At 60.4% G+C, this 23707-nt stretch carries 25 protein-coding genes; 13 read left to right on the forward strand and 12 right to left on the reverse strand.

The genetic code is table 11. The features are described from left to right. Nucleotides 1-13: 13 nt before the first annotated feature. Both H9Q16_RS10870 and H9Q16_RS10875 read left to right on the forward strand, forming a co-directional pair. A complete protein-coding gene (locus H9Q16_RS10870) occupies nt 14-730 on the forward strand; it encodes an AzlC family ABC transporter permease (protein ID WP_191075452.1) in 717 nt (238 codons plus the stop codon). Next, complete coding sequence (locus H9Q16_RS10875; RefSeq protein WP_191075453.1) at nt 727-1050, forward strand: AzlD domain-containing protein; 324 nt, start codon at nt 727-729, stop codon at nt 1048-1050. Before H9Q16_RS10870 ends, H9Q16_RS10875 begins: the two co-directional genes overlap by 4 nt. Here the strand turns inward: H9Q16_RS10875 and H9Q16_RS10880 are convergent. From H9Q16_RS10880 to H9Q16_RS10890, 3 genes are all read right to left on the reverse strand, one after another. Then, a complete protein-coding gene (locus tag H9Q16_RS10880; RefSeq protein ID WP_343067833.1) occupies nt 1042-1653 on the reverse strand; it encodes a hypothetical protein in 612 nt (203 codons plus the stop codon). The genes H9Q16_RS10875 and H9Q16_RS10880 overlap by 9 nt on opposite strands. A 22-nt stretch (nt 1654-1675) precedes the next feature. Next, a complete protein-coding gene (locus tag H9Q16_RS10885; RefSeq protein ID WP_191075455.1) occupies nt 1676-1810 on the reverse strand; it encodes an aa3-type cytochrome c oxidase subunit IV in 135 nt (44 codons plus the stop codon). 167 nt (nt 1811-1977) lie between these two features. After that, entirely contained in the window at nt 1978-3372 is a 1395-nt protein-coding gene (locus H9Q16_RS10890; RefSeq protein ID WP_191075456.1) for an FAD-binding oxidoreductase, read from the reverse strand. 143 nt (nt 3373-3515) lie between these two features. Here H9Q16_RS10890 and H9Q16_RS10895 point away from each other — a divergent pair, with 143 nt between their 5' ends. Continuing rightward, nucleotides 3516-4559 carry a GlxA family transcriptional regulator gene (locus H9Q16_RS10895; RefSeq protein WP_191075457.1) on the forward strand — a complete coding sequence of 348 codons (1044 nt, stop codon included), beginning with the start codon at nt 3516-3518 and terminating at the stop codon, nt 4557-4559. Nucleotides 4560-4598: 39 nt separating this feature from the next. Here H9Q16_RS10895 and H9Q16_RS10900 read toward each other — a convergent pair whose 3' ends face one another. From H9Q16_RS10900 to H9Q16_RS10910, 3 genes are all read right to left on the reverse strand, one after another. Beyond that, a complete protein-coding gene (locus H9Q16_RS10900) occupies nt 4599-5066 on the reverse strand; it encodes a DUF6173 family protein (protein WP_191075458.1) in 468 nt (155 codons plus the stop codon). A gap of 3 nt (nt 5067-5069) precedes the next feature. Then, a complete protein-coding gene (locus H9Q16_RS10905) occupies nt 5070-6140 on the reverse strand; it encodes an MBL fold metallo-hydrolase (protein ID WP_191075459.1) in 1071 nt (356 codons plus the stop codon). A gap of 104 nt (nt 6141-6244) precedes the next feature. Further along, the gene (locus H9Q16_RS10910; protein ID WP_191075460.1) at nt 6245-7951 is read right to left on the reverse strand and encodes an acyl-CoA dehydrogenase; all 1707 of its coding nucleotides are present in this window, start codon (nt 7949-7951) and stop codon (nt 6245-6247) included. A gap of 130 nt (nt 7952-8081) precedes the next feature. Here H9Q16_RS10910 and H9Q16_RS10915 point away from each other — a divergent pair, with 130 nt between their 5' ends. Beyond that, on the forward strand, nt 8082-9026 hold the full coding sequence (locus tag H9Q16_RS10915) for an L-threonylcarbamoyladenylate synthase (protein WP_191075461.1): 945 nt from the start codon (nt 8082-8084) through the stop codon (nt 9024-9026). A 125-nt stretch (nt 9027-9151) separates the two neighbouring features. Here H9Q16_RS10915 and H9Q16_RS10920 read toward each other — a convergent pair whose 3' ends face one another. Continuing rightward, nucleotides 9152-9721, reverse strand: a complete 570-nt coding sequence (locus H9Q16_RS10920) for a YqgE/AlgH family protein (protein WP_191075462.1) — start codon at nt 9719-9721, stop codon at nt 9152-9154. Between the two features lie 143 nt (nt 9722-9864). On the opposite strand from H9Q16_RS10920, the gene H9Q16_RS10925 reads away from it, so the two are divergent. Next, nucleotides 9865-10674 carry a protein-disulfide reductase DsbD domain-containing protein gene (locus H9Q16_RS10925; RefSeq protein ID WP_191075463.1) on the forward strand — a complete coding sequence of 270 codons (810 nt, stop codon included), beginning with the start codon at nt 9865-9867 and terminating at the stop codon, nt 10672-10674. Between the two features lie 97 nt (nt 10675-10771). Here the strand turns inward: H9Q16_RS10925 and H9Q16_RS10930 are convergent, their stop codons facing one another. The 5 genes from H9Q16_RS10930 to H9Q16_RS10950 form a co-directional block, all read right to left on the reverse strand. Further along, nucleotides 10772-14176, reverse strand: coding sequence for an efflux RND transporter permease subunit (locus H9Q16_RS10930; RefSeq protein ID WP_191075464.1), 3405 nt, complete (start codon nt 14174-14176; stop codon nt 10772-10774). Nucleotides 14177-14225: 49 nt separating this feature from the next. Next, nucleotides 14226-15680 (reverse strand): efflux RND transporter periplasmic adaptor subunit, encoded by a 1455-nt coding sequence (locus H9Q16_RS10935; protein ID WP_191075465.1) that lies wholly within the window; start codon nt 15678-15680, stop codon nt 14226-14228. Nucleotides 15681-15795: 115 nt separating this feature from the next. After that, nucleotides 15796-16338 carry a molybdenum cofactor biosynthesis protein B gene (gene moaB, locus H9Q16_RS10940; RefSeq protein WP_191075466.1) on the reverse strand — a complete coding sequence of 181 codons (543 nt, stop codon included), beginning with the start codon at nt 16336-16338 and terminating at the stop codon, nt 15796-15798. Continuing rightward, nucleotides 16335-16949, reverse strand: a complete 615-nt coding sequence (locus H9Q16_RS10945; protein ID WP_191075467.1) for a LysE family translocator — start codon at nt 16947-16949, stop codon at nt 16335-16337. The genes moaB and H9Q16_RS10945 overlap by 4 nt, the downstream gene beginning before the upstream one ends. Beyond that, the gene (locus tag H9Q16_RS10950; RefSeq protein ID WP_191075468.1) at nt 16942-17724 is read right to left on the reverse strand and encodes a uracil-DNA glycosylase; all 783 of its coding nucleotides are present in this window, start codon (nt 17722-17724) and stop codon (nt 16942-16944) included. Before H9Q16_RS10950 ends, H9Q16_RS10945 begins: the two co-directional genes overlap by 8 nt. Before the next feature lie 82 nt (nt 17725-17806). Between H9Q16_RS10950 and H9Q16_RS10955 the strand changes: the two genes are divergently transcribed. From H9Q16_RS10955 to H9Q16_RS10990, 8 genes are all read left to right on the forward strand, one after another. Then, nucleotides 17807-18757 (forward strand): aspartate carbamoyltransferase catalytic subunit, encoded by a 951-nt coding sequence (locus tag H9Q16_RS10955; protein ID WP_191075469.1) that lies wholly within the window; start codon nt 17807-17809, stop codon nt 18755-18757. 2 nt (nt 18758-18759) lie between these two features. Beyond that, entirely contained in the window at nt 18760-19290 is a 531-nt protein-coding gene (locus H9Q16_RS10960; RefSeq protein ID WP_191075470.1) for an aspartate carbamoyltransferase catalytic subunit, read from the forward strand. An 80-nt stretch (nt 19291-19370) separates the two neighbouring features. Continuing rightward, a complete protein-coding gene (locus H9Q16_RS10965) occupies nt 19371-19958 on the forward strand; it encodes a hypothetical protein (RefSeq protein WP_246455711.1) in 588 nt (195 codons plus the stop codon). 103 nt (nt 19959-20061) lie between these two features. After that, the gene (locus H9Q16_RS10970; protein WP_216859402.1) at nt 20062-20490 is read left to right on the forward strand and encodes a hypothetical protein; all 429 of its coding nucleotides are present in this window, start codon (nt 20062-20064) and stop codon (nt 20488-20490) included. Between the two features lie 108 nt (nt 20491-20598). Continuing rightward, nucleotides 20599-21879, forward strand: coding sequence for a dihydroorotase (pyrC, locus tag H9Q16_RS10975; RefSeq protein WP_191075472.1), 1281 nt, complete (start codon nt 20599-20601; stop codon nt 21877-21879). Then, the gene (gene plsY / locus H9Q16_RS10980) at nt 21879-22487 is read left to right on the forward strand and encodes a glycerol-3-phosphate 1-O-acyltransferase PlsY (RefSeq protein WP_191075473.1); all 609 of its coding nucleotides are present in this window, start codon (nt 21879-21881) and stop codon (nt 22485-22487) included. Before pyrC ends, plsY begins: the two co-directional genes overlap by 1 nt. Next, nucleotides 22484-22753: a hypothetical protein gene (locus H9Q16_RS10985; RefSeq protein ID WP_191075474.1), complete on the forward strand. Its 270-nt coding sequence runs from the start codon at nt 22484-22486 to the stop codon at nt 22751-22753. Before plsY ends, H9Q16_RS10985 begins: the two co-directional genes overlap by 4 nt. A 135-nt stretch (nt 22754-22888) precedes the next feature. After that, nucleotides 22889-23563: a hypothetical protein gene (locus H9Q16_RS10990; protein ID WP_191075475.1), complete on the forward strand. Its 675-nt coding sequence runs from the start codon at nt 22889-22891 to the stop codon at nt 23561-23563. The last annotated feature ends 144 nt before the right edge of the window (nt 23564-23707 follow it).

The following is a 23707-nucleotide window of genomic DNA, read 5'->3' on the forward strand; positions in this document are numbered from 1 at the left end:
CTAAAGGCATCCCATGGCCATCACCACACCGAAATCCGCCTTTCTGAGGGGCTTGGCCGACGGCTTGCCATTTCTTTTGGTGGTCATCCCCTTCGCAACCCTCTTTGGGATCCTCGCGACTGAGGCAGGCCTGAGCGTGCTCGAAACTCTGACATTTTCAGTGGTTGTCATTGCCGGTGCCGCACAGTTGACTGCCTTGCAACTGCTGCAGGAAAACGCGCCGACCGCAGTGGTGATCGCATCAGCACTTGCTGTGAATTTACGCATGGCAATGTATTCGGCCTCTCTGACACCCTATATCGGCAAGGCACCACTGTGGCAGCGCGCGCTGGCGGCGTATCTGATGGTGGATCAATCCTATGTGGTCGCTGTTTCAAAGTTCGAACAGAGCCCCACGATGACGCTGCCTCAGCGCATGGGCTACTTCTTTGGCGCAGTCGCGTCGGTTGCCCCGACGTGGTATGGCTTCACGCTGGTGGGGGCATTGGTGGGGTCACAGGTACCCGAGAGCTGGGCGCTGGATTTCGCGCTCCCGATAACCTTTTTGGCAATGATCGCACCCATGTTTCGCACAATGGCCCATGTGATCGCGGCACTGGTCGCTGTGGTGGTCAGCCTGCTCTGCGCAGATGTGCCATATTCGCTGGGACTGATCATCGCGGGATCGGCAGGCATGATGGCTGGTGCACAAACAGAGCTTTGGGTCGCCCGCCGGGCGCTACGTACATGATTGATACGGCAATACTCTGGATCGTGATTATCGCGCTTGGGATGGGCAGTTTTATGCTGCGCTTTTCGTTTCTGGGATTTGTCGGCGCCCGAAATATGCCTGCGTGGCTGCTGCGGCACTTGCGTTATACGGCGGTGGCGATCCTGCCAGCCTTGGTCGCACCTCAGGTGTTCTGGCCAGCAGCCACTGACGGGCAGCTTGATCCGGCGCGCCTTGCAGCGGCGGCTGTAACGTTGAGTGTTGGTGTGATGACCAAGAATGCAGTAGCAGCGATTCTCGCAGGGGCGGGAGTGCTTTTTGCGTTGCTCAATCTACTCTAGGGTAGCCAGCTCGGCCGCGCGAACCGCGTCGATAACATCGCCCGCGTCATTTTCATAAAGCCGGCTGGTCCGCACCCCGGGGAATGTCGCGACCTGCTCCATGAACTTTACCGGGTAATAGGTTCGATTGACGCTGCTGAACCCCTGGACCTGCCGTAAAATATCGGTGGTGGCGTTGGCACAAAATGCGCCAGGCACCGCGCCATAGTTCACTGCCAGCTGCAACGCCTGCTCGGCCTGCGCATCTGTCACCGGGATTTCCTGCGTCACCACATGGTGACTGGCGCGGGCATGAGAGGATTTATAGGCGCGTACAAGGCCCGGAGAGGCCCCAAAGATCACATCGCCGCGCTCGACAACGGATGGGGCACGAAAAGATCCCGCAGGGTCAAACAGAACCGACTGCGAGCCCTTGATCAACATTGATGTATGTCCGCCGCTTCCGGTGCGGTTGTTGACCATCGTCATGATGGTCAGTGTCTTTGGCCCCGTATCACGGAAAGCGGCGGCAGCCACGCGATTATCCGGTGCATCCGGGCTTTGATCTACCGAACAGGCGGCCAACAGGACAGCGGCCAGCAGGCCAAAAACAATACGCGGCACAGGCAACAAGCTCCGGCTTGGATCAGCGAATGAAGACCAGCATCAGCACCAGCAATACAAAGATGATGACGACGGTTTTGGTGACAAAGGACATAAACCCATCAAAGGTCTTTTCCTGCTCGTCGATGTTCATGCTGCCATGTTCGTGATCGGCCATTGCGAGTGTCCTTGAATCAGTGATTTGCAGTTGCGTATCGTAATGCCAGATCGATGTCACGAGGTCAAAACGGAACACTGATGATTGTGCCCACTGCAAAACACCAATGGTTGGCGGGCCGGGGCGCAGAGATGCCGTATCTCGCCCCGGCCCCGCCAACCATCTGATCAGGTCTGTGGTTTGATGTTCTGGTTAAAGCGGAAACGATTCTGCGGGTCGTATCTGGTTTTGACATCGACCAATCGCTGGTAATTTTCTCCGAATGACGCCTGTGTCAGTGCATCGCTGTCTTCACCGTGACCAGCAAAGTTCAGATAAATCCTGTCTTGGTGACCATGGGTTTCTGAAGCCTTCCAGCCCCTGCGCGCCCACTCGATATTCCGGGCGTCTTCCTCGCTGTTTTCCCAAACACCGTCCAGCGAGTACATCCAGCCCATCGACCGATCCCCGAATGCTGTCGCTGCGGCGTCTATTTCCGCCGTCCGGCCCCCAAAGTTCCACAATGAGGACAGAGAATTGTCCGACGGTGCGTCCAGCGCATTTTGCATAGCCAGATCAATCATCTCATCCGACAGATCCGTGAGGTAGCGGGCTTTCCAATAGCACCGGAAGTCTCCGGCTGGCATCAGGGTGTCGAAAAGTTGCTGCACCTCGCAATACGCCATCCGACCAGAAAAATCTGTCACAAGGTCGCCCAACTCGCGCAAGGGCTGCAACAGCGCCTCGCCCCGGGCCGGATCACCGTTGTAGACACATGCCAACGTGAAAACGCGTTTTCCCCAGCTTTCCTCGGGGAAATCCTCGCCCCCCGCCGTCGAAAACTCGCAAAGGGATCCGACAACATCGCTGTGCTGCTTCAGAAAATCGCGCCAGGCCCGAATGGGTCCGGGCCCATCCTCGATCGCGTAGATCGGCGCTGCGAACATCACTTCGGGACCAATGGGGTGGAGCGCGAATTCAAATCGAACAACAACGCCGAAATTGCCTCCGCCCCCTTTCAGCGCCCACAGAAGTTCGGGGTTCTCGGTGGCGTCAGTATGAACCAGCGTGCCGTCCGCGATAACGACGTCCGCACCGACGAGGTTGTCAATCGACAGCCCATGTTTGGCCCGCAGCCATCCGATCCCACCGGACAGGGTTAGCCCGGCGACCCCTGTGTCTGAGATCAGCCCCCCAGGTGTCGCCAGCCCATGTGCCTGGCTGGCGCTGTCTACATCGCGCCACAGCGCACCGCCTTCTATCGATGCAATTCGGTTTTCCGGATCCACTGAGACATGACGCATCGCCGTCAGGTCAATCATCAGACCATCATCGCACACCGCATGCCCCGCAACGTTGTGACCCCCGGCACGAATTGACACAGGCAGATCGAGCGCCGCCGCATGTTTGACCGCCAGCGCGACATCTTCGGCATTCATGCATTGCACGATCATTTTAGGATGCCTGCTGATCATCCCGTTCCAGACCGCGCGCGCCGCGTCAAACTCCTTTGAGTCGGGCAGCAAGACCTGCCCCGCCAGCATACCAAGTTGCGAATTTCCGTCTGTCGTCGCACCATCCATGGTTCATTCCTTTCCTTGTCTGCACTGATGCTAGGCGACTGTCTGCGGCCCTATCAGTGGCAATTCAGTCAAAGCTACGGCATACTGGACACCTCTCTAGGGCAAATCTGCCAAAATCGTGCCATTCCAGACAGGATCAAGTTATGGCCTCACAACGTAAACCTCTTATCGTCCTGCTGGCCGCGCCCGAAACGTCTGCTTCGGTCCTTTATGGACTATTCGACGTGCTGGTGTCTGCAGGAGCCGTCTATCCTGACATGGTGAATGGCGCGCCCGGCGACGAAATGCTTGATGTGCGTATCGTCTCAGCGGATGGGAAACCATTCCACTGCATCGGCAACATCCCCGTTGAACCGCAAGCCGCAATTGGCGACATCGAACAGGCGGACGCCGTCATTGTCTGCGACATGTATACGTCGATCTACGATGTCCCCAAAGGGCGGTATCCGCGCGAGGTCAGCTGGCTCAGGCAGGTTCATAATGCCGGGGCGCTCGTGGTTTCGGTCTGTTCCGGGTCGCTGCTGCTGGCCGAAACCGGACTTTTGGACAATCGGCAGGCAACGGCGCACTGGGCTTATCGCGACATGTTCCAGCGCCACTTCCCAAAGATCACCTTCCGAAACGAATCTGTTCTTTGTCTGGCGGAAGAAGCCGACAGGATTGTCACCGCCGGAGGTGTCAGCGCCTGGCATGACCTGACGGTCTATCTGATCGCGCGGTACTGTGGATATCGAACAGCTATCGAAACAGCCAAGGTGTTCCTGATCAGCGGGCATTCCGAAGGGCAATCACCCTATTCGGTCATGACGCGCCCGATGGAATCGACCGACGGGCCGATCACGGACTGCCAGGCCTGGATTGCAGATCACTACGCCACGGCCAAGCCTGTCGAAAAGATGGTCGCACGGTCGGGCCTGAATGCCCGCACATTTTCGCGCCGCTTCCGCGCGGCAACAGGCTTTGCCCCAATCGAATACGTGCAAGCCTTGCGAGTGGAAGAAGCCAAACAGATGCTTGAGACAGATGAGATGTCAAATGACGATGTTGGCGCGGCAATAGGCTATGAAGACCCGGCGTCCTTTCGGCGCGTGTTCAAGCGTGGCACTGGGCTGTCGCCCGCTGCCTACCGGAAGAAGTTTCGGCGTATCTCGCAGATCGCGCGGCCACACTGGGGCGCGCACACGTAAGGCGCCGCAAATGGCGCAGTTGGTGCATGGACCAAACCGCTACCGCTTTTCTTCTGCTTCCAGCTCTTCCACCAGCCGAAAGCCAATTCGGTTGGGTACGGCGTGGTCCACCGCTTTGGGCAGTGCGCGTAATATGACATTCAGCTGACTTACGTGCTGAATGAGCTGCGTGCGTCCGCCAGCGGGATCTGAGCCATAAAAGGTCACGACATCCGGGTCGAAATATCCCATTCCTTCTATCCGCAAAACCCCGGCATCAGCCCCGGTAAAGCCGATGGCCGCTTCATGATCACTGTCCAGCTGTTCCTCGAATTTCTTGAGGTAAAGCACCACGCGTTCATACGCCCATTGTGCGGGGGACTTCTGAGCGGACGGCGTCTTGCTGACGGCCGTTGGGGTTTTTTCACTGCGCTCTATGCTGCCATCGGGGTTGCAGTGCACCTCGTAAAGACACGGCAACACCTCGTCCTCGGCGGCCTCTGCCGATGTTGCGATCTTGTCATCCATGACTTACCCCTTGCGCTGATAGACGAAAGCCCCGTCTTCCTCCCGGAGTGAGCGGTCGGCAAGGCCCGTCTGGTAAAGGTGGCTCAAATGCGCGACCGCTTCAACCAGCGCCAGTCCATACTCACCTTCGCCAATCGCTCGTTTGAAGAGTGGCGCAAAACATTCAGCTGCGGCCTTGGGTTCTTCGATATACGCAAGCAACCGGCGCAACGCACCGTGATGGTTGTCGATAAGCTGCGACATGCGCTTGGGCAGGCCGGTAAACGGCAGCTTGTGCCCTCCCAGCACCAAATGATCGGCACGCGCAAGCGGGGCCAGACGCTCGCAGGCCTCAAGCCATTCGCCGATGGGGTCGGCCATCGGCTCTGTCGGATAGACGCCGACATTGGGGCTGATCGACGGCAGGATCTGATCGCCGGCAATTACCAGATCATCATCCCTGCTCCAGAAGGTGGCGTGCTCGGGCGCATGACCATTGCCCATATGCACATCCCACGTGCGCCCGCCCATCGTGATGGTATCGCCCTGTTTAATCCGGGTATAGCCCAACGGCAGGGGCGCCACGATGTCAGCAAAATTGAAAGGGCGGTCATTCTTGCGCTTTTCAAGGATGTCACTGTCCATACCTGACTGGCGATAAAAGCTGAGCGCCTCGGCGGGCGCGACGGCCTGTTCGTCCAATGTCAGCATCCGTGCCGTCAGCCAGGCGGTGCGTGTCGTCACCAACTCAGCACCATGTTCGGTCTGAAACCAGCCCGCCAGCCCGACATGATCAGGGTGGTGATGTGTCACAACAACCCGCGACACCGGCCTGCCCCCCAGGGGTCCGGCAATCGCAGCCTCCCAGATTGCGCGGGTCTTTTTTGATGCAAAGCCTGTATCGATCACTGTCCAGCTTTCGCCTTCATCCAGCGCATAGACGTTGACATGATCCAGTTTCATCGGCAGCGGCAGGCGCAGCCACAGCACACCGGGCGCGACTTCAACCGCTTCGGAGCCATCATTGGCAGGTGGGGTTGGCCAGGGGTATCTAAGACCCTCGGGTGGGTTTTCTTTAAGATGCGGCTTTGTCATCCGGCTCTACAGACCCTCATTCCATGCCAAGCGCAAGGGCGCAGGAAAAACAGCCGCCCCCGGCTTCATCTTTCCAAAAAACTCACCTGCATCGCTTGCACCGCTCACGCCACCAGCTCATCAACCGTAATCGCATAAAGCGCATCATCACCGGCCTGCGCATGCGCCAAAAGCCCGACATGCTCGGGCAAGAGCCGCTGAATATAGAACCGCGCCAGCTTCTCGCGCGCGCCGCCCTTGTCAGCCATCGCCGCCTTCAAATGCATGTGACCGCCCAGCACGCGGGCAAAGGCCCGCAGGTAAGGAACAGCACCGGCAAACCGATCGTTCAGATCCCCCTGCGCGACCAGCCATTCTGTCGCCTCGCGCAGCGATTCCGACGCCTGCCAGACCGCATCCGCCATATTGGGAAAGGCGTCTCGCGCCGCCTCGGCGTGAGTCTCGACCTCGTCAAGCAACCGGCCAGCGGCTTCTCCACCATCCATCATCTTCCGGGCAACCAGATCCATCGCCTGAATGCCATTGGTGCCCTCATATATCGCCGTCACGCGCACATCTCGTGAAAACTGTGCCGCGCCGGTCTCTTCAATGAACCCCATGCCGCCATGAACCTGCACACCCATTTCGGCCACTGCGATCCCGGTGTCCGTGCCAAACGCCTTGGCGATAGGCGTCAGAAACGCCGCGCGCGCTTTCCACTCCGTATCGCCTGTCGCGGTGTTCATATCGATCGCCTGCGCACAGCTTAACGCAATGGCGCGTGCAGCGAATGTGTCGGCCTTCATCGTCAGCAGCATCCGGCGTACGTCGGCATGCTCAATAATGGCACCCGTCCCCTCTGCGCGCCCCTGCTTGCGTTCCAGCGCATAGTCCAGCGCCATCTGATAGGCGCCCTCAGCGGCACCTATCCCCTGGCCGCCGACCCCCAGCCGGGCATTGTTCATCATCGTGAACATCGCAGCCATGCCGCCTTGCTCAGGTCCGACCAACCAGCCGGTGGCGTTATCATATTGCATCATCGCCGTGGGCGAGCCGTGCAATCCCATCTTGTGTTCAAGACTGACAACACTCACCCCATTGCGCGCGCCAATCGACCCATCCTCGTTGGGCAGAAACTTCGGCACCAGAAACAGGCTGATCCCCTTTGTCCCCTCAGGCGCGCCCGGCAGGCGGGCGAGCACCAGATGGCAGACATTCTGCGCAAAATCGTTATCCCCCCAGGAGATATAGATCTTCTGCCCCGAGACGCGGTAGGTGCCATCCCCGTTGTCCTCAGCCTTCGAAGACAACGCACCCACATCCGAGCCCGCCTGCGGTTCTGTCAGGTTCATCGTGCCAGTCCACTCGCCCGATATCAGCTTGGGCAGGTAAAGCGCCTTGATCGCATCGGAAGCGTGATGCTCAAGCGCTTCGATCTGGCCCTGACTCATCAACGGAGCAAGCTGCAGTGACAAACACGCACCCGACATCATCTCATTGACCGCACTTGTCAGCATCATCGGCAAGCCCATGCCGCCGTACTCAGGATCCGCAGACATGCCGATCCAACCGCCTTCCGCAATTGCCGCAAACCCCTCGGCAAAACCCGGCGAAGTGCGCACAATGCCGTTTTCCAGTACCGCGGGATGCAGATCACCGTTGCGCTGAACGGGGGCCAGCACCTCGTCACACATCTTGCCCGCTTCGGTCAAAATGGCGCGGGTCACATCATCGCTGGCTTCAGCAAACCGCTCTGTCTTGCGCAGGGCATCAAGGCCCACCACGTGATCGAACAGAAAATTGAAATCATCGACTGCGGCGCGGTAGGGCATGTGGTTTCTCCGGTTGAGGGCCGCCCGCCTTGGCAAAGGGTGCGCGCCCCTGCTAAGGGCCATCCATGCGATCAGCATGAAACGATCACCGCAGGCCCGCAACCCGGGACGCGGCGTCACGAGAGGGGCGATGGCACAACCATCAACAAAAATTCTGCGGCCTGATCGGGCGGGTGTTGCCCGCGCCGCTCAGCTGCTGTCAACCGGCGCACTTGTCGCTTTCCCGACCGAAACCGTCTACGGATTGGGTGCTAACGCGCGCGATGGCAAGGCCGTGGCAAAGATCTACGCCGCCAAGGGCCGACCCCGGTTCAATCCACTGATCGTACACCTGCCAGACGCGGCCATGGCCCGCGATCTGGTCCGCTGGTCCGACACGGCAGAAATCCTTGCAACCGCTTTCTGGCCCGGCCCTCTGACCCTCGTCCTGCCCCTGCGTGCCGACAATGGGCTGTCTTCCCTGGTAACAGCGGGCCTCGATACCGTGGCGCTGCGTGTCCCCGCCCATAGCACCGCGCAAAAAATGCTGCATGCCTTCGGGGGGCCCGTCGCCGCACCGTCGGCAAACCCCTCAGGCCGGATCAGCCCGACCACAGCGACCCACGTGCTGTCAGGTCTTGATGGTCAGATAGCCGCCGTGCTCGATGACGGGCCCTGCACCGTCGGATTGGAAAGCACCATCGTTGGGCTGACACAAAAAACTCCGGTTCTGCTGCGCGCCGGCGGTCTGCCCCGCGAGGCCATCGAGGCCGCGCTGGGCGCACCACTTGACCTGCACACACGCGGCGCGATCAGCGCGCCGGGCCAACTCGCCTCCCACTACGCACCACGTGCACAGGTCCGCCTCAACGCGCAAAATCCTCAGGATGACGAAGTTTTTCTGGGGTTCGGCTCCATGCCCGCCGATCTCAATCTCTCCCCATCCGGTGACCTCACCGAGGCGGCCGCGAACCTTTTTGATCACCTGCACCAACTGGACGGCATGCGCCGCCCCATTGCCGTGGCTGCGATCCCGCAAAATGGTCTTGGTGCCGCAATCAACGACCGATTGCGTCGCGCAGCGGCTCCGCGCTGACCTCCATTCACCCTTTCTGCAAATACCTCAGTACACCCACAAAACGATACGCATCCTGTGATCCGGCGGGCTCACATCGCCTCACACACCTATGAATCGCATCGCGCGTCAGCGCGACCGCAGGATCACGCCCGGCCTGCTGCCGCAGATAGCCCCAACGGATCAATCCCAATGGAATTGAGCGCCGCACCCCACTTTTTCTCATCAGCCAGATCAAACACCAACTCCGATACCGCCGCGCATGTCAGCCAGCCATTGCGCGCAATTTCATCTTCCAGCTGCCCGGGCCCCCAGCCGGCATATCCCAGCATCATCAGCGCTTTACCGGGTCCGGACCCGGCAGCGATGTCTTCCAGAATATCCAGCGTCGCTGTCAGTGCAAATCCCGGCGTCACCTTCAAGGTCTCAATGACCGAGGCGTATTCATCAGAGTGCAGCACAAACCCGCGCCCGGTCTCGACCGGGCCGCCGATATGCACCCCAAGGCCCGCATCCGAGGGTCCCGGCCCCTCCAGCAGCCGGTCCAACACGTCTGAAAGCCTCAGGTCCGGGGCTGGCTTGTTGACCATCAGCCCCATGGCACCCTTTTCCGAATGTGCGGTGATGAAAATCACCGAATGGTCGAACCGCGCATCCCCCATACCCGGCATTGCCACCAACAACTGACCCGTCAGATTCAGCGGCTCATCGGTCATGAAAACTTGTCTCGTGCAGACCCCATGGGATCAAGCATGCCGAATGGCGTCAGGCCTGACAAGGGTGCCACCGTGCCATCAGCGAAACACTGTTGATACAATCGTGACTTGGCTGTCGGCGCCCAATGCCTCATCTAGGGGGCATGATCCGATCCTTGACCGCCCTGTTTCTGCTCGCCCTTTGCCTGATCCGTCCTGCCTGGGCGCAAAGTGATATTGGCACGCCTGCCACCGGCGAAATCCTGCCAGGATGGGTCCAGCAGGATGGCACCCATATGGCAGCGATACGGATCAAGCTGCAGCCGGGCTGGAAAACCTACTGGCGCAGCCCCGGCGATGCAGGCATCCCGCCCCAGTTCAACTGGCAGGGATCCTCCAATCTGGGCGATGTTCGGATCATCTGGCCTGCTCCTTTGGTGATACCGCAAAACGGGATGCAGACCATCGGCTATAAGGATGTTCTGGTTCTGCCGCTTGCCGTCGCTCCACGCAACCAAGGCCAGCCTGTCGATTTGCGGCTGCAGCTTAACATCGGCGTTTGCGAAGACATCTGCGTGCCATTTGATCTGTCCCTGCAGGGCACGCTGACGGGCAACGATACCCGCCCGACCCCTGCCATCGTCGCCGCCCTCGCCGCGCGGCCTTATTCGGGCAGCGAAGCCGGGGTCTCAGCGGCCACATGCCGACTGCGTCCCAATGACGACGGCCTTGAAATCACCGCGCAGATCACCATGCCCCCGGCAGGTGGCCGTGAGGTCGTGATCATTGAGCCCGGACAAACAGGCATCTGGACAAGTGAGACAGACGCCCGCCGCGCAGGACAGCAGCTGATCGCCGTGGGCGATATGGTCCCGACACGTGGCACGGGGATCGCAATTGACCGCTCGAAGATCACCCTGACCGTTCTTGGGCGTGACAAGGCCGTTGAAATCAAGGGCTGCACGCCGGGCTAAACTGGCGCGCATCGATGAAAATCGCAGCGCAACGCCGAAAAAGCGCCATCGCTTTGAATGGAACAGACAATCCGTAAGGGCGCTCAACCAGTCACCGTCACCCGGTCTGTGTGCGCCCGCCTCTGAAGACGAAACCAAAAGCGCCCAACACATAGCCCACCAAAGAGAGCACCGCACACCCAGCCACAAACAGCAGCAAAGCTGCGTTCACTGCAGACAGGCTTTGGGGTACTGGCAAAGCCGCATCCAAAACAGGATGCAGTGCCCCTTGCCAGAACGCCCAGCCCAACGTCACCGCCCCCCACCCCAGCACCAGCGCCCAAAGGGCCAGCATTCCCCAGCGCAACGCACCAACGGGTGCGCGGACGCCCCGGCGCATGGCTTTGACCTGTCGCGCGATATCATGCTGGGCCGCGATCAGCGCGGGCACCACCAAAAGCACCAATAGCATGCCAAATCCCAACCCATAGACCAGCGTGATCACAGTGGGTTTCAGAAATTGCGCCTGCTGGCTTTGCTCATACAGAAGTGGCGCCATACCCAATACGGTTGTCATTGTGGTCAGCATCACGGGTCTCAAACGGTCCGCGGCCCCGTCGATGATCGACGGGATCAGACCGCGCGTTTCGGCATATTCGTCGATGGTTGTGATCAGCACGATGGAATCGTTGATGATGATCCCGGTCATGCCCAACAGCCCGACAACCGTGAACATGCTCAGCGGCACATCCCACAGGTTATGACCATAGATCGTCCCAACAAGCCCGAAAGGAATGATCGCCATCACCACCGCGGGTCGTGTCCAGGACCCAAAGACCCAGGCCAGCACCAGATAAATTCCGCTCAGGCAGAAAATAAGACCCGTCAGCGCATCGGACAGGAACCGGTCTTCCTGCTCGCTCAGGCCTGCGAGCCGAAATTCGACCTGCCGCGTGCTGGCGATGTTGGGCAGGATATCTTCGCGCAACGTCTCGCCGATCAGGGTGGCACGTTCGGCATCGTCCTCGGAAATGTCACCGGTAACGGAAATCAGTCGGATCCCGTTCTCGCGCCGGACAGTCGAAAAGCCCGTGCGCCGTTCAACGCTGACAATATCCGCCAGCGGCACGTACAGCCCCGCTGGCGTCCGCATCTGCGTGCGATCCAGAAAATCCGCCGTGAGTTCGCCTTTGGGCAATTCCACCCGGATCGTGGCAGAGCGCGGGCCGTCGGGATAGGTCGCTGCCTCGATCCCGCCCAGACGGTTGCGCAACGATCTGCCCAGCGCATCGATCGTGAACCCCAACGCCTGCCCTTGCGGAGTCAGATCAAGGATCAACTCTTCTTTGTCGTATGCCAGATTGTCCTGCACGGCGCTGACTTCGGGGAATTCGCGCAAGGCATTCTGCAAATCCTCCGACGCCGCCTTGAGCGTGTCAGTCTCCGCCCCATAAAACTGAACATCCAGCGCATCCCCTCCCGGTCCGGAGCGCCAACCGCGAAAGCTGACACTTTCGACAAGTGGATGATTCACAACACGGTCCTGTAGTTCCCCCACAAAGGCGAAACTCGAATAGGGGCGCAGATCAGCATCGATCAGCTCGATCGATATGCCACCCAGCAGATCGTTGTCCTTGCCATCGGCCCCGGCCATGCCAAAGCCGGAATTACCACCGGTCTGGGCAATGACATAATCAAGCGGATTGGTGCCATATCGTTCTTCATATTCGGCCCCCAAAGCTTCGGTAGCGCGCTGCATCTCGCGCATCATCTCTAATGTATCGTCACGGGTTGCCCCTTCGGCCATCATGAAGTTACCGGTGACCGAACCTCGTTCAGGCGCATTGAAAAATCGCCATTGCACCTCGCCATTGATGAAAAGCGCGACCTGGCTGGCGAGCACTGCAACCACGCCGGCCAGTACCACGTACCGGGCCGTGATCACGCCAGCCATGAATGGGCGAAACGCCTTTTCGCGCAGGTATACGAACCCCCGATTGACCACGCGACTGGGCAGATCATACCAATGCTCGGCCCGCGCCGCTCGCATCGCATGCGCCATGTGGTTGGGGAGGATCAGGAAGACCTCAACCAGCGATGCGGCAAGGACCGCGATCACCGTAAAGGGAATATCACGGATCAGATCACCAAACCGCCCGCCCACGGCAACCAGACCAAAGAACGCAATGATCGTTGTGAGGGTTGCTGCAAAAACCGGCATGGCCATCCGCCGCGCCGCGTTCTCCGCCGCCTGCATGGCGCTTTCGCCGTAGTGCCGAAAGCGGTGGTCCGCGTGTTCCCCCACGACAATGGCATCGTCCACGACAATGCCCAGCGTGATGATCAGGCCAAACAGCGAAATCATGTTGAAGGTCAGACCACCCGCATACATCAGCGCAATCGCGGCCCCCATAGCCACGGGAATGCCGGCTGCCACCCAGAAAGCGGTACGCGCATTGAGAAAAAGAAACAGAAGGCAGATCACCAGGCCCAATCCCATCAGACCGTTATCGATCAGCAGATCGATACGCCCGGTAATCGCAGCTGCACGGGTGCGGATGAGTTCAAGCGTCACGCCCTCGGGCATCGAAGCCTGCATTTCTGCGGCGACTTCTTCTACCGAAGCCTGAATGCCAATCGCATCACCGCCGTTCGAACGATCCACGCGCACTGACATGGCCGGATTTTCGCCCACGAAGAAGCTGCGCTCGCGGTCGACGCCCTCTTCGCGGACCACGCCAAGATCGCCAATTGTCAGCTTGGATCCATCCGGGTTTGAACGCAGGACGATGCCTGCCACCTCTCTTGCGGATCGTTTTGCCTTGCCCGTACGCACCCGCGCATTGGCACCGCTGACGTCGCCAGCAGGGTCGGCGTTCACCTCTTCAGCTATGGCACGCGCGATATCTGCCATTGTCACATCGAACGCAATCAGCTTGGATGAAGGCACCTCCACCAGTGTTTGCGGGGCTGCAACCCCTTGAATGGTGGTCCGCGTGACGCCAGCAGCAAACAGCCGGGTGACGAATTCATCGGCAAAGCGGCCCAGCTGTTCTGGCGCTATGGGGCCGGTGATAACAACATCCGTCACCCGGTCCCGCCATGCCCCGCGCCGCACGTTTGGGTCTTCGGCCTCGTCTGGCAGCGTCGTGACCGTGTCTACCGCTGTCTGCACATCGTTTGCAGCGCGCGCCATGTCCCAATCCGGCTCAAATTCCAAAGTGATATTCGCGCGCCCCTCGCGCGACGTACTGTTCGAGCTTTCCACGCCTTCGACGGCCAGCAACGCAGGCTCCAGCACCTGGACAATTGCCGCGTCCACGTCTTCGGCCCCAGCGCCATCCCACTGCACGCCGACGGTGACATTGTCGACAATCACATCTGGGAAGAACTGCGCGCGCATATTCGGCGCGGCGGCAAAGCCCGCCATCAAAAGGATCACGAGCAGCAGGTTAGCTGCTGTACGGTGGCGCGTGAAATAGCTGAGGATACCGCCTGCAGCCGATGGGATCGGGCGCACCATCAGACACGCACCTCAGAGTGGCCAGATCGCGCGACGGCGGCCTGCGCCCTCATCCCCCCATCCGCCCTTCAATCCGGGCGACCATCTTGGCGGGTACCTTGGGCTCTGCCAGACGTGCCAGTACCCGTGCCTTGGCGTCCTCCGGCATCCTGTTATTCGCTTCGATGAACGCAACCAGTTTCGCGCGCCGTTCGTCCGTCAGCTCGACCATTTCAGGCTCTTGCGGGGGCGGTGCATCTGTGGCTCTGAGCGGTTTCACGGCGATGCCTGCGCCCAACAGGGGCGATCGCGCCTCGACCACTTCGCGTTTGGCGATGTCACCACGCACGATCACATCATCGCCCTGACGGCGCAGCACATCCACCTCTGCGGCTTCAAGTCGGTCACCTTCGGCGAGAACCAGCACCGTATTGCGTGCATCCACCGCTGAGGCAGGCAACCGCACAACGCCGGGCAAAACCGGTTCCTGCACGCGGACGCTAACGAAATCACCCGGTTTGAACCCCGCTGAATCGTTGAGCGCGGCAAAAATCAGACGTCCCGTGGCCCCCTCTCCGGCGGCGGCGGATGCGCGGCTGATCTTGCCTGTCGCCTGCAGATCAACCCCGGCCACATCAAGCGTGGCTGTCACCTCCGCCTTCATCAATTGGCCCTGATCATCCAGCAGTCGCGCGTATTGCGCGGTAGAGACCCGGAAGGACACCTCCAGATCGTTCGGATCGATAAGCTCTGCCAGCCGCTCATTGGCCGACACCAACCGACCGACGACCACGTTGGTTGACGCCAGGGTGCCGTCAAATGGCGCGGTCAGAGTCAAATCATCGAGACGCCGCTGTGCCTCGGCCTGTGCAATCTCGGCCCGGGCCAGACGCGTCGCTGCCTGATCGACACGTGCCTCGGCCTGTGCCTCGGCCTGTCTGCGCGTCAGAACCGCCTGCCGCGCAGCAGAGGCGGCAAGTTCAGCCGTCTCGACTGCTGTTGCGGTCCCTACGCCGCGCTCCTGCAGATCACGCTGACGCTCAAGCGCGCGGATGCGCAATTCTGCCTGTTCTGTTGCCGCAGCCAATTCATCACGTGCCAGTGCAAGGCCCCGGTCCGCATCGCGCCCTTCGGCCCGGGCGTCGGCCACATCACTGCCTGCGCGGTCGAAAACAGATTGCGCGTCAGCCGTGTCCAGCCGCACGAGCACCTGACCTGCGCGTGCCGCGCCGCCATCCTCGAACCCGTCCGCAAGTTCAACAACGCGGCCCCCGCCGGGCGCGCGCAACTCCAATAGACGACGGCTCTGAACCTCGCCGAAAGTTTCCACAGTTGGTGCGATATCCTCGGCCTTTGCCAAAACCACATTGACGGCAAAGACGCGCTCCCGCGCGGGCGGGCCCTTCGGGTCGTCCGCCATGCGTTCGCTCACCGCGCTGCCAACCAGCCAGACAGCAAAAGCCAGCAGGCCCAGCGTGGCGCTGGCCAGGAACAAACCGATCATACTTTGCCGCAGGAACCGCATGCTGAGTGTCCGTTCAAACCCTTGGAAGGTCAGTATAACCTAGTTGCATCGCAATAAATACCAAGTCACATCCCTGTAACGTTGGGCTTGTCCGTTTCCGTCGCACAAAAAGAAATCACTTGCGGCGCTGGTGTTCATCCAGTCGCGGCATGATTTCCACAAAATTGCAGGGCTTGTGACGATAGTCCAGCTGCCGGACAAGGATCTCGTCCCATGCATCCTTGCACGCCCCCGGCGAGCCCGGCAGCGCAAAAAGGTACGTTCCGTTCGCAACGCCCCCCGTTGCCCGGCTTTGAACGGCTGAGGTGCCGATCTTGTTCATCGACACCATCGTGAACACGGTGCCAAAGGCGTCGATTTCCTTTTCATAGACGTCGCGGTGCGCTTCCACCGTCACGTCGCGGCCCGTCAGCCCGGTGCCGCCAGTGCTGATCACCACGTCGATGTCACCATTTGCACACCAGTCACGCAGTTGCGCGGCAATCTGGCTGCGCTCATCGGGCAGAATCCGGCGCTCCGCCAATTGATGCCCAGCCGCCGCGATCCGCGCAACCAGCACGTCACCAGACCGATCCTCGCTTAAATCACGTGTGTCCGACACGGTCAAAACGGCGATCCGAACCGGGATGAACTCCATTGCTTCGTCTATCCTGCTCATGCCCGCTCCAACACTGCCAACCGCGCGGCGAGGGCCACGAAAATTGCGCTTGTGATCCAACTCAATGTGCGCCCGCCACGCACCATGCGCCGCCCGATCCCGCTGGCAAACACGCCGACAGCCCCATTGATGACAAAACCGCCAATCCCCAGCACGGCACCAAAGATCATGAATTGGCCCAATACCGACCCTGCGTCCGGCCTGACAAATTGCGGGATGAACGCCAGCACAAAAAGGATCACCTTGGGGTTCGTCAGATTGACAATCAGCCCCGCCCGGAATGCGCCGGCGACCCCAAGGCCAGGCCCGCTGGCCCTTGCGCCGCCCTGATGCCGCAGCGCCTGCCATGCCAGATAAAGCAGATAGCCCACGCCCATCCAGCGGATCGCATCAAAGGCCCAGGGCAGCGTGGCGATCAGCGCGCCTAGGCCCAGCCCCGCAAGGGTTACATGGACCATCCCCCCCAGACCGATCCCCGCGCTTGCCGCGATCGCAGCGCGCGGACCTGACCGCAGGCCCTGACCCAGACAAAACATCATATCCGCCCCGGGCGTAAGGTTTAGCGCAAGGGCCGCCGGTATGAATGCCGCAAGGGTTATCAGATCAACCATCGCGCAGCCGTGTCTTAAGGCTTAACAAATCCGCCCACGCCTCGCGCTTGAATTCGGGACTGCGCAAAAGATACGCCGGGTGGAACATCGGCAGCGCAGGACGATCAGCGGCCTGCGTCCACTGGCCCCGCAGGCGTGTGATGCCCCGCTTGCCCAGCAAGGCCTGAGCAGACCAATTGCCGACAATCACCAACACCTGCGGATCCGCAAGGGCGATATGGCGCAGCAGGAAGGGCCGCATCATCGCGATCTCTTCTGGCTTGGGATCGCGATTTTGTGGCGGGCGCCACGGCAGGACATTGGTGATATAAACCGGCGCATCCCTCCGGGTGCGGCCCCGGTCGATCGCCTCCAGCATCTTATCCAAAAGCTGTCCGGCGCGGCCTACGAACGGCCGTCCCTCGCGATCCTCGTCGCGGCCCGGGGCCTCGCCGATCAGCATGACGGGCGCGCCTGCAATGCCGTCAGAGAATACCAGATTGCGCGCGCCCCTTTTCAGCTCACAGTGTTCAAAACCGGCCATCGCAGCACGCAGCTCTTCCAACGTCGTCGTCGCAGCAGCGGCAGCTTCGGCGGCGGCCACCGCATCAACGGCGGCGGGCGCTTGCGTTCCTACCATAGCCGGAGCGGCAGGTGTTGCCGCCTTGGCAGGTTTCGCAACGGCGGCAGGCACGTCATAGCGATTGACGGGCTTTTCCTGCAGCGCCTCGTCCGCGCCAAGGTCGATCTGCCACTGAAGTGCCGCGAGGGCCTGATGATACTCAGCCGATTCCATAGCGCCAACTTACGCGCGCCGCAGGCTTGCCGCCAGATGGGCTGCTGCCCTATAAGGCGAAAGATTTCAAAAGGTCCGCACCATGCATTTTCCGCACCGTCACCTGTTGGGCATCGAACAGCTTAACCAGCAAGACATCACCACGCTCCTCGATCTGGCCGACAAGTATGCGGAACTCAACAGGCAGCCCGAAAAACACGGCGATGCGCTCAGAGGGCTGACGCAGATCAACATGTTCTTCGAAAACTCGACCCGCACGCAGGCGTCGTTCGAGATCGCGGGCAAGCGGCTGGGCGCAGATGTGATGAACATGGCGATGCAGGCGTCCTCGATCAAAAAGGGCGAGACGCTGATCGACACGGCCATGACGCTGAACGCGATGCATCCTGATCTGCTGGTGGTGCGCCACCCTCAGTCGGGTGCTGTCGATCTGTTGGCACAAAAGGTTAATTGCGCCGTCCTGAACGCAGGTGACGGGCGGCACGAACACCCAACTCAGGCGCTATTGGATGCGCTGACCATTCGGCGTGCAAAGGGGCGCCTGCACCGCCTCAGCATCGCCATCTGCGGGGATATCGCCCACTCCCGCGTGGCACGTTCAAACATCATGCTTTTGGGCAAAATGGAGAACCGCATCCGCCTGATCGGCCCACCGACACTGATGCCCTCCCAAGTCGCGGACTTTGGTGTCGAGGTGTTTGATGACATGGCCGAAGGTCTCAGGGACGTCGATGTGGTTATGATGTTGCGCTTGCAACGTGAACGTATGGACGGTGGCTTTATCCCTTCTGAGCGCGAGTACTTCCATCGCTATGGGCTGGATGCCCAAAAGCTGGGCGCGGCCAGGGAAGATGCGATCGTCATGCATCCCGGTCCGATGAACCGGGGCGTTGAAATTGACGGCACGCTGGCCGATGACATCAACCGTTCGGTCATTCAGGATCAGGTCGAAATGGGTGTTGCCGTGCGTATGGCTGCGATGGATCTTCTGGCCCAGAATCAGCGCGCTGCGCGTAGTGCTGTCGCGTCTTGAGCGTGGATGATCCTTGGGAAGGCCTGCTGGATGAGGATGAGGTTATTGTCTGGCAAGGGCGGCCAGAGCCCGGCATCAGGCTCGAATGGGAGCACCCAATTCTGCCACTTTTGTTTCTCGTCTTTACCGGTTTTTCTGTCTTCTGGATGATCAAGGCGTCTCAGGCCCCCGGGCCGATATGGATGTTTGGGCTGCTGTTCTTCGGCGTGGGAGTTTACAATCTGGTCGGTATCCATTTTTGGAAGGCCCACAAAAGGTCACGCACATTTTACACTCTGACCAACAAGCGCGCGTTTATCGCGACAGCCACAGCGGGGTCGCGCAGGCTCAAGAGCTATCCAATCGATGCCGACACGCCGCTCGAATTCCAGACCGGCGTGTATCAGGACATCTGGTTCGCCAAAGAGGTTACGCGCCGAAACAAGCGCGATATCATCCGCCGCATCGGCTTTGAACGCCTGAGCGACGGGCGGGATGCCTACGCCAAGATGCGACAGGTGCAACAGGATCTGGCAAACCCGGATCGTGAATAAGGCCGGGCCCGAGGATTTTCTGCTTACAGACTTCGGCGGGACCGAATGTTTTGAAACTGCCAGACAAAGCGCCACATATAATGTCAGAGCCGCACCCGCGCGGCATGGATCCGGCAGGAGTAAACAACGTCATGGGACTTAACATTCCACGCAACGAACAAGGCCTCATCCGCGTCTTTTCGATCAGCCGCCCCCCTGAGGAATTGACAAACGAGATCGAGGAAAACGGCAAATCCTCTGTGGCAGCCAGCCTGCTGGGTCGGGACCTGCCCGAGGGCGAATTTGAACTCTTTGCAATGTCGGATCTAAGCGGCGTGGGCTTGTCGGGCTATCTTGCCGAGGGCTACGCCGTCCCGGCAGAGCAGATTGCGCAACATCGCCGAAAACTGGATGCGCTGGATGGCTATGTCCTGCTGATCTTTTCCAAGGCATTCAACGGTGAAGAGGTCATCCTGACCCCCGGCCCCGACCTCACTTTGATCGGCACTTTCGGCGAAGCGCAACCGGACATGCGCAGCACGCCAATCGACAGTGAAGCTGCTCAGGCCTACTCCGGCACACCGCGCCAGACCCCGGCTACTCCGCCAAAGGGCGCATCAGGCTCTGCGCTGGTCGTGATCGGTGTGGTCGTATTGCTGGGGCTGGTCCTGTGGGGCCTGCTGGGCTAGACACTGCCCATGCAAGAACCAAAACCCGATCCCAAGATGTCCGGGCGCATCGCGATGATCGCCCTGTTGGTCGCCTTTGGCATCGTCGGACTGATGCTTTGGATTGCCTGACGTGACCGAGGGGCTGAGCTGGGCGCCAAAACGCGCCGAGTTTCTGCGACGTGAAGTTTGGGTTGTCGGGATCACTTTCGGTGCACTTGTCGTTGTCGGACTTGGCTTATCATATGTTTTGACATGGCCGGTTTTCTGGGTCCTTCCGACCGCGCTGATGCTCAGCATCGGCTTTCTTTTGGACGACATAATGCGCTGGCGTGTGGTCCGGCAGGACCGGTGGGAAATCTCCGATGGCCAGCTGAGGCACGACGGGCCAGACGGAACGTTCACCGTCCCACTTTCCGAGATCGTAGAAGTACGTGCTGGTGTCGGTAGCCGCATCATCGTTCAACTGCGGTCCGGCAGGCGGGTTGTGCTGCGCTATCTGCCCGACCCCGCACAGACCGCCGCCCAGATCAATGCAGCATGTCCAAAGTAGCCGCGCAGTGCTTTTCGTACGGCCCACTCATCGCGCGGGGGTCAAAAACACTTGGTTCACCCCGCAAATTCAGGCAAGAGGGCGCAGCCCCCACGATCAAGGCCCGACATGACGCTCACTTTCATCAATGCCATGCTGATTGATCCCGAAGCTGGCACGCAGACTTCTGGCGCGCTTCAGGTTGATAACGGCACCATCACCTATGTGGGCGCGACCCTTGCCCCACCCCTCAAAGATGCGAACGTTATCGATTGTCAGGGAAAATGTCTGGCGCCCGGTATCGTCGATCTGGGCGTCAAGGTCTGCGAACCCGGTGAGCGGCACAAGGAAAGCTATAGGTCAGCCGGGCGCGCGGCCGCTGCTGGCGGTGTGACCACCATGGTTACCCGCCCGGATACCGCGCCCGCCATCGACAACCCAGAAACGCTGGAATTCGTCATTCGGCGCGCAAACGAGGCGGCGCCAGTCAATGTCGTCGCGATGGCCGCCCTGACAAAAGGCCGCGAAGGCCGCGAGATGACTGAGATTGGCTTTCTGATGGACGCCGGTGCGGCAGCGTTCACCGATTGCGACCGTGTGATCACCGACACCAAAGTGTTTTCGCGCGCGCTAAGCTATGCGCGGTCATTAGGAGCGTTGGTTATCGCCCACCCGCAGGAACCGGTGCTCAGCGCCGGGGCGGCCGCAACCAGCGGCAAGTTTGCCTCGCTGCGCGGCTTGCCTGCCGTGTCGCCAATGGCCGAACGCATGGGTCTAGATCGCGACATTGCCCTGATCGAAATGACCGGCGCGCGGTATCACGCGGATCAGATCACAACAGCCAGGGCCCTGCCCGCCCTTGCGCGGGCCAAGAAAAACGGGCTCGACATTACAGCCGGGATTGGCGTGCATCACCTGACCCTCAATGCGCTGGACATTGCCGATTACAGAACATTCTTCAAACTCAAGCCGCCACTGCGCGACGAAGACGACCGTGTCGCGGTGGCCGAGGCCGTGGCGTCTGGCCTGATCGACGTCATCTCGTCCATGCACACGCCGCAAGACGAAGAAAGCAAGCGCTTGCCATTCGAGGAAGCTGCCTCTGGGGCCATCGGGCTGGAAACGCTGCTGCCCGCTGCCCTGCGCCTGGTGCACGCAGGTGTGATGGATCTGCCGACACTCTGGCGCGCGCTGTCGCTCAACCCTGCCCGACGCCTTGGCCTGCCGGGTGGCCGCTTGGAGGCCGGCGCGCCTGCCGATCTGGTGCTTTTCGATCCCCATGCCCCGTTCGTGCTTGACCGTGCGACATTGCGGTCCAAATCCCTGAATACACCGTTTGACGGTATGCGGATGCAAGGTAAGGTGCGCGCGACCTACGTCGCCGGAAAATCAGTTTACGAGGCCGCCTGATGCCCCTGATCGAAAGTTCTGCCGCCGCGCTGCTCCTTTGGGCCTCGCTTGGCTATCTTCTGGGATCGATCCCCTTCGGCATGGTGCTTGCCCGGGTGATGAATTTGGGCAATCTGCGCGAAATCGGATCGGGCAACATCGGTGCCACCAACGTGCTGCGCACCGGCAACAAGACCGCCGCTGCACTCACGCTTTTGCTTGATGCGGGCAAGGGCGCCCTTGCGGTTCTGTTGGCCCGCGCTTTCGCGGGTGAGGACGCGGCCCAGTTGGCCGCTGTCACCGCCATGCTGGGTCATTGCTACCCGGTCTGGCTGGGCTTCAAGGGCGGCAAGGGCGTCGCGACCTTTCTGGGTATCATGCTGGCCTATGCCTGGCCCGTGGGTCTGGCCTGCTGCGCCGCTTGGTTGGTCGCGGCACTGTCGACCCGGACGTCATCAATGGGCGCAATTGCCGCCGCAGCATTTTGCACCATGTTCCTGTTGCTGTTCGGATTTGGGACCGCGCTGATCATGGGGATCATCCTGACCGTGCTGGTAATGTGGCGTCACCGGGCCAACATCACGCGCATTCGTGCCGGAACAGAGCCAAGGATCGGCCAAAAGGGGTGACACCTGCACCCGACGTTGCCGCACAGATCATCGCGCTGCCAGAGGGTACAACGTACGGTGTTGCATACGGCCATCGGTACGTGACCACAAAAACCATATTCAACGCCGGGCGCTCTGCAAAAATCGTGGCCGAGCGGCTGGGTGGCGGCGATTACATCAGCCTCAATTTCTACTCACTGCACCGGGGCGCGCACCTACGCCCCTGCGAGATGCCCGCCGACACTGTCATCGACTTCTTGCGCGAATTTGTGCCGGATCCGGCCTGAACGGCGGCAAACAGCGTGGGATAGCTGCCACATCAGTCCGCAATACTGGGGCAGACCCTTGGCAGCGCCGTTTCTTTGGCGCAGAGGAGGGCGCCGGGCAGGTACTGCGCCCGCCCTCAGGAGCCAACGCGACCCGTGACCCGTTCGATTGTCCTTTGTATCGCTTTGATCACCGCTATCGCCGCAGCACACCCGGCGCTTGCCCAATCCTTCAACGTCAGACTGGGCCAGACCAGTCTGGGTGTGCTCAGCTTTGACGCCGCCGGCCCAAGATCTGTTCTGCGGTCTACGCTGACCGATACGCCGCTGGGTGTCTTTAATGGGACTTTCAACGGGGTCTCGGAAAAAACAGGGGCTGCACAGAAATTCACAGGCGTGTCCCAATCGTCCCGCAAATCACGGCAGGTCAGCACGGTAATCGACCAGGGACGCGCAGTACAAACGAACGTGACCCCTGAAAAGGAGCGCACCGATCTTTCAGATATCGACAAGGTGCCGCAGGGCGTCGTCGACCCCGTGATTGCAATAGGCGGGCTGATCAACGCAAGCGGCGGGTGCCCGAAGGGGGTCCACATCTATGACGGACGCCGCGCCATTGCACTCGCCCCGCAGGAATCTGCGCAGGACGGCGACACGCTGACCTGCAAGATTGCCTATACCGTCATCGCCGGACCCGGACATTTGTCACCACTCAGAATCTCTTCGGCCAGGATGCGGCTCAGCTATGATGTGTCCGGAGGGGGGCAAAAGCTCACGCAGATGAAATTGGGATCGGGCATCTTCAATCTTTATCTGGACCGCGTGCAATAGCTGCCAGCCAGCTCGGATAGTCAGCCGAGTCTCAAAATTTTTGCATGGGTCTTCTGCCAACCGGAATGGATATTGTAACGCAGGTATTCGACAATCATCGTTCGTCCCCGGCAGGTGGCGCGTATTGCGCGAAAACAACCCCTA

The sequence above is a fragment of the Sulfitobacter aestuariivivens genome (genome assembly GCF_014763045.1).
Lineage (GTDB): Bacteria > Pseudomonadota > Alphaproteobacteria > Rhodobacterales > Rhodobacteraceae > Sulfitobacter > Sulfitobacter aestuariivivens.

What these genes read in the sequence shown, in the direction of transcription:
- H9Q16_RS10905 (WP_191075459.1), bottom strand. Translation starts at nt 6,140, where the DNA reads ATGACAAAGCCGCATCTTAAAGAAAACCCACCCGAGGGTCTTAGATAC.
- H9Q16_RS10915 (WP_191075461.1), top strand. Translation starts at nt 8,082, where the DNA reads ATGGCACAACCATCAACAAAAATTCTGCGGCCTGATCGGGCGGGTGTT.
- pyrC (WP_191075472.1), top strand. Translation starts at nt 20,599, where the DNA reads ATGACGCTCACTTTCATCAATGCCATGCTGATTGATCCCGAAGCTGGC.
- H9Q16_RS10950 (WP_191075468.1), bottom strand. Translation starts at nt 17,724, where the DNA reads ATGGAATCGGCTGAGTATCATCAGGCCCTCGCGGCACTTCAGTGGCAG.
- H9Q16_RS10920 (WP_191075462.1), bottom strand. Translation starts at nt 9,721, where the DNA reads ATGACCGATGAGCCGCTGAATCTGACGGGTCAGTTGTTGGTGGCAATG.
- H9Q16_RS10945 (WP_191075467.1), bottom strand. Translation starts at nt 16,949, where the DNA reads ATGGTTGATCTGATAACCCTTGCGGCATTCATACCGGCGGCCCTTGCG.
- H9Q16_RS10890 (WP_191075456.1), bottom strand. Translation starts at nt 3,372, where the DNA reads ATGGATGGTGCGACGACAGACGGAAATTCGCAACTTGGTATGCTGGCG.
- H9Q16_RS10875 (WP_191075453.1), top strand. Translation starts at nt 727, where the DNA reads ATGATTGATACGGCAATACTCTGGATCGTGATTATCGCGCTTGGGATG.
- H9Q16_RS10910 (WP_191075460.1), bottom strand. Translation starts at nt 7,951, where the DNA reads ATGCCCTACCGCGCCGCAGTCGATGATTTCAATTTTCTGTTCGATCAC.
- H9Q16_RS10895 (WP_191075457.1), top strand. Translation starts at nt 3,516, where the DNA reads ATGGCCTCACAACGTAAACCTCTTATCGTCCTGCTGGCCGCGCCCGAA.
- H9Q16_RS10930 (WP_191075464.1), bottom strand. Translation starts at nt 14,176, where the DNA reads ATGGTGCGCCCGATCCCATCGGCTGCAGGCGGTATCCTCAGCTATTTC.
- moaB (WP_191075466.1), bottom strand. Translation starts at nt 16,338, where the DNA reads ATGAGCAGGATAGACGAAGCAATGGAGTTCATCCCGGTTCGGATCGCC.
- H9Q16_RS10925 (WP_191075463.1), top strand. Translation starts at nt 9,865, where the DNA reads ATGATCCGATCCTTGACCGCCCTGTTTCTGCTCGCCCTTTGCCTGATC.
- H9Q16_RS10955 (WP_191075469.1), top strand. Translation starts at nt 17,807, where the DNA reads ATGCATTTTCCGCACCGTCACCTGTTGGGCATCGAACAGCTTAACCAG.
- H9Q16_RS10900 (WP_191075458.1), bottom strand. Translation starts at nt 5,066, where the DNA reads ATGGATGACAAGATCGCAACATCGGCAGAGGCCGCCGAGGACGAGGTG.
- H9Q16_RS10885 (WP_191075455.1), bottom strand. Translation starts at nt 1,810, where the DNA reads ATGGCCGATCACGAACATGGCAGCATGAACATCGACGAGCAGGAAAAG.
- H9Q16_RS10935 (WP_191075465.1), bottom strand. Translation starts at nt 15,680, where the DNA reads ATGCGGTTCCTGCGGCAAAGTATGATCGGTTTGTTCCTGGCCAGCGCC.
- plsY (WP_191075473.1), top strand. Translation starts at nt 21,879, where the DNA reads ATGCCCCTGATCGAAAGTTCTGCCGCCGCGCTGCTCCTTTGGGCCTCG.
- H9Q16_RS10870 (WP_191075452.1), top strand. Translation starts at nt 14, where the DNA reads ATGGCCATCACCACACCGAAATCCGCCTTTCTGAGGGGCTTGGCCGAC.
- H9Q16_RS10965 (WP_246455711.1), top strand. Translation starts at nt 19,371, where the DNA reads ATGTCAGAGCCGCACCCGCGCGGCATGGATCCGGCAGGAGTAAACAAC.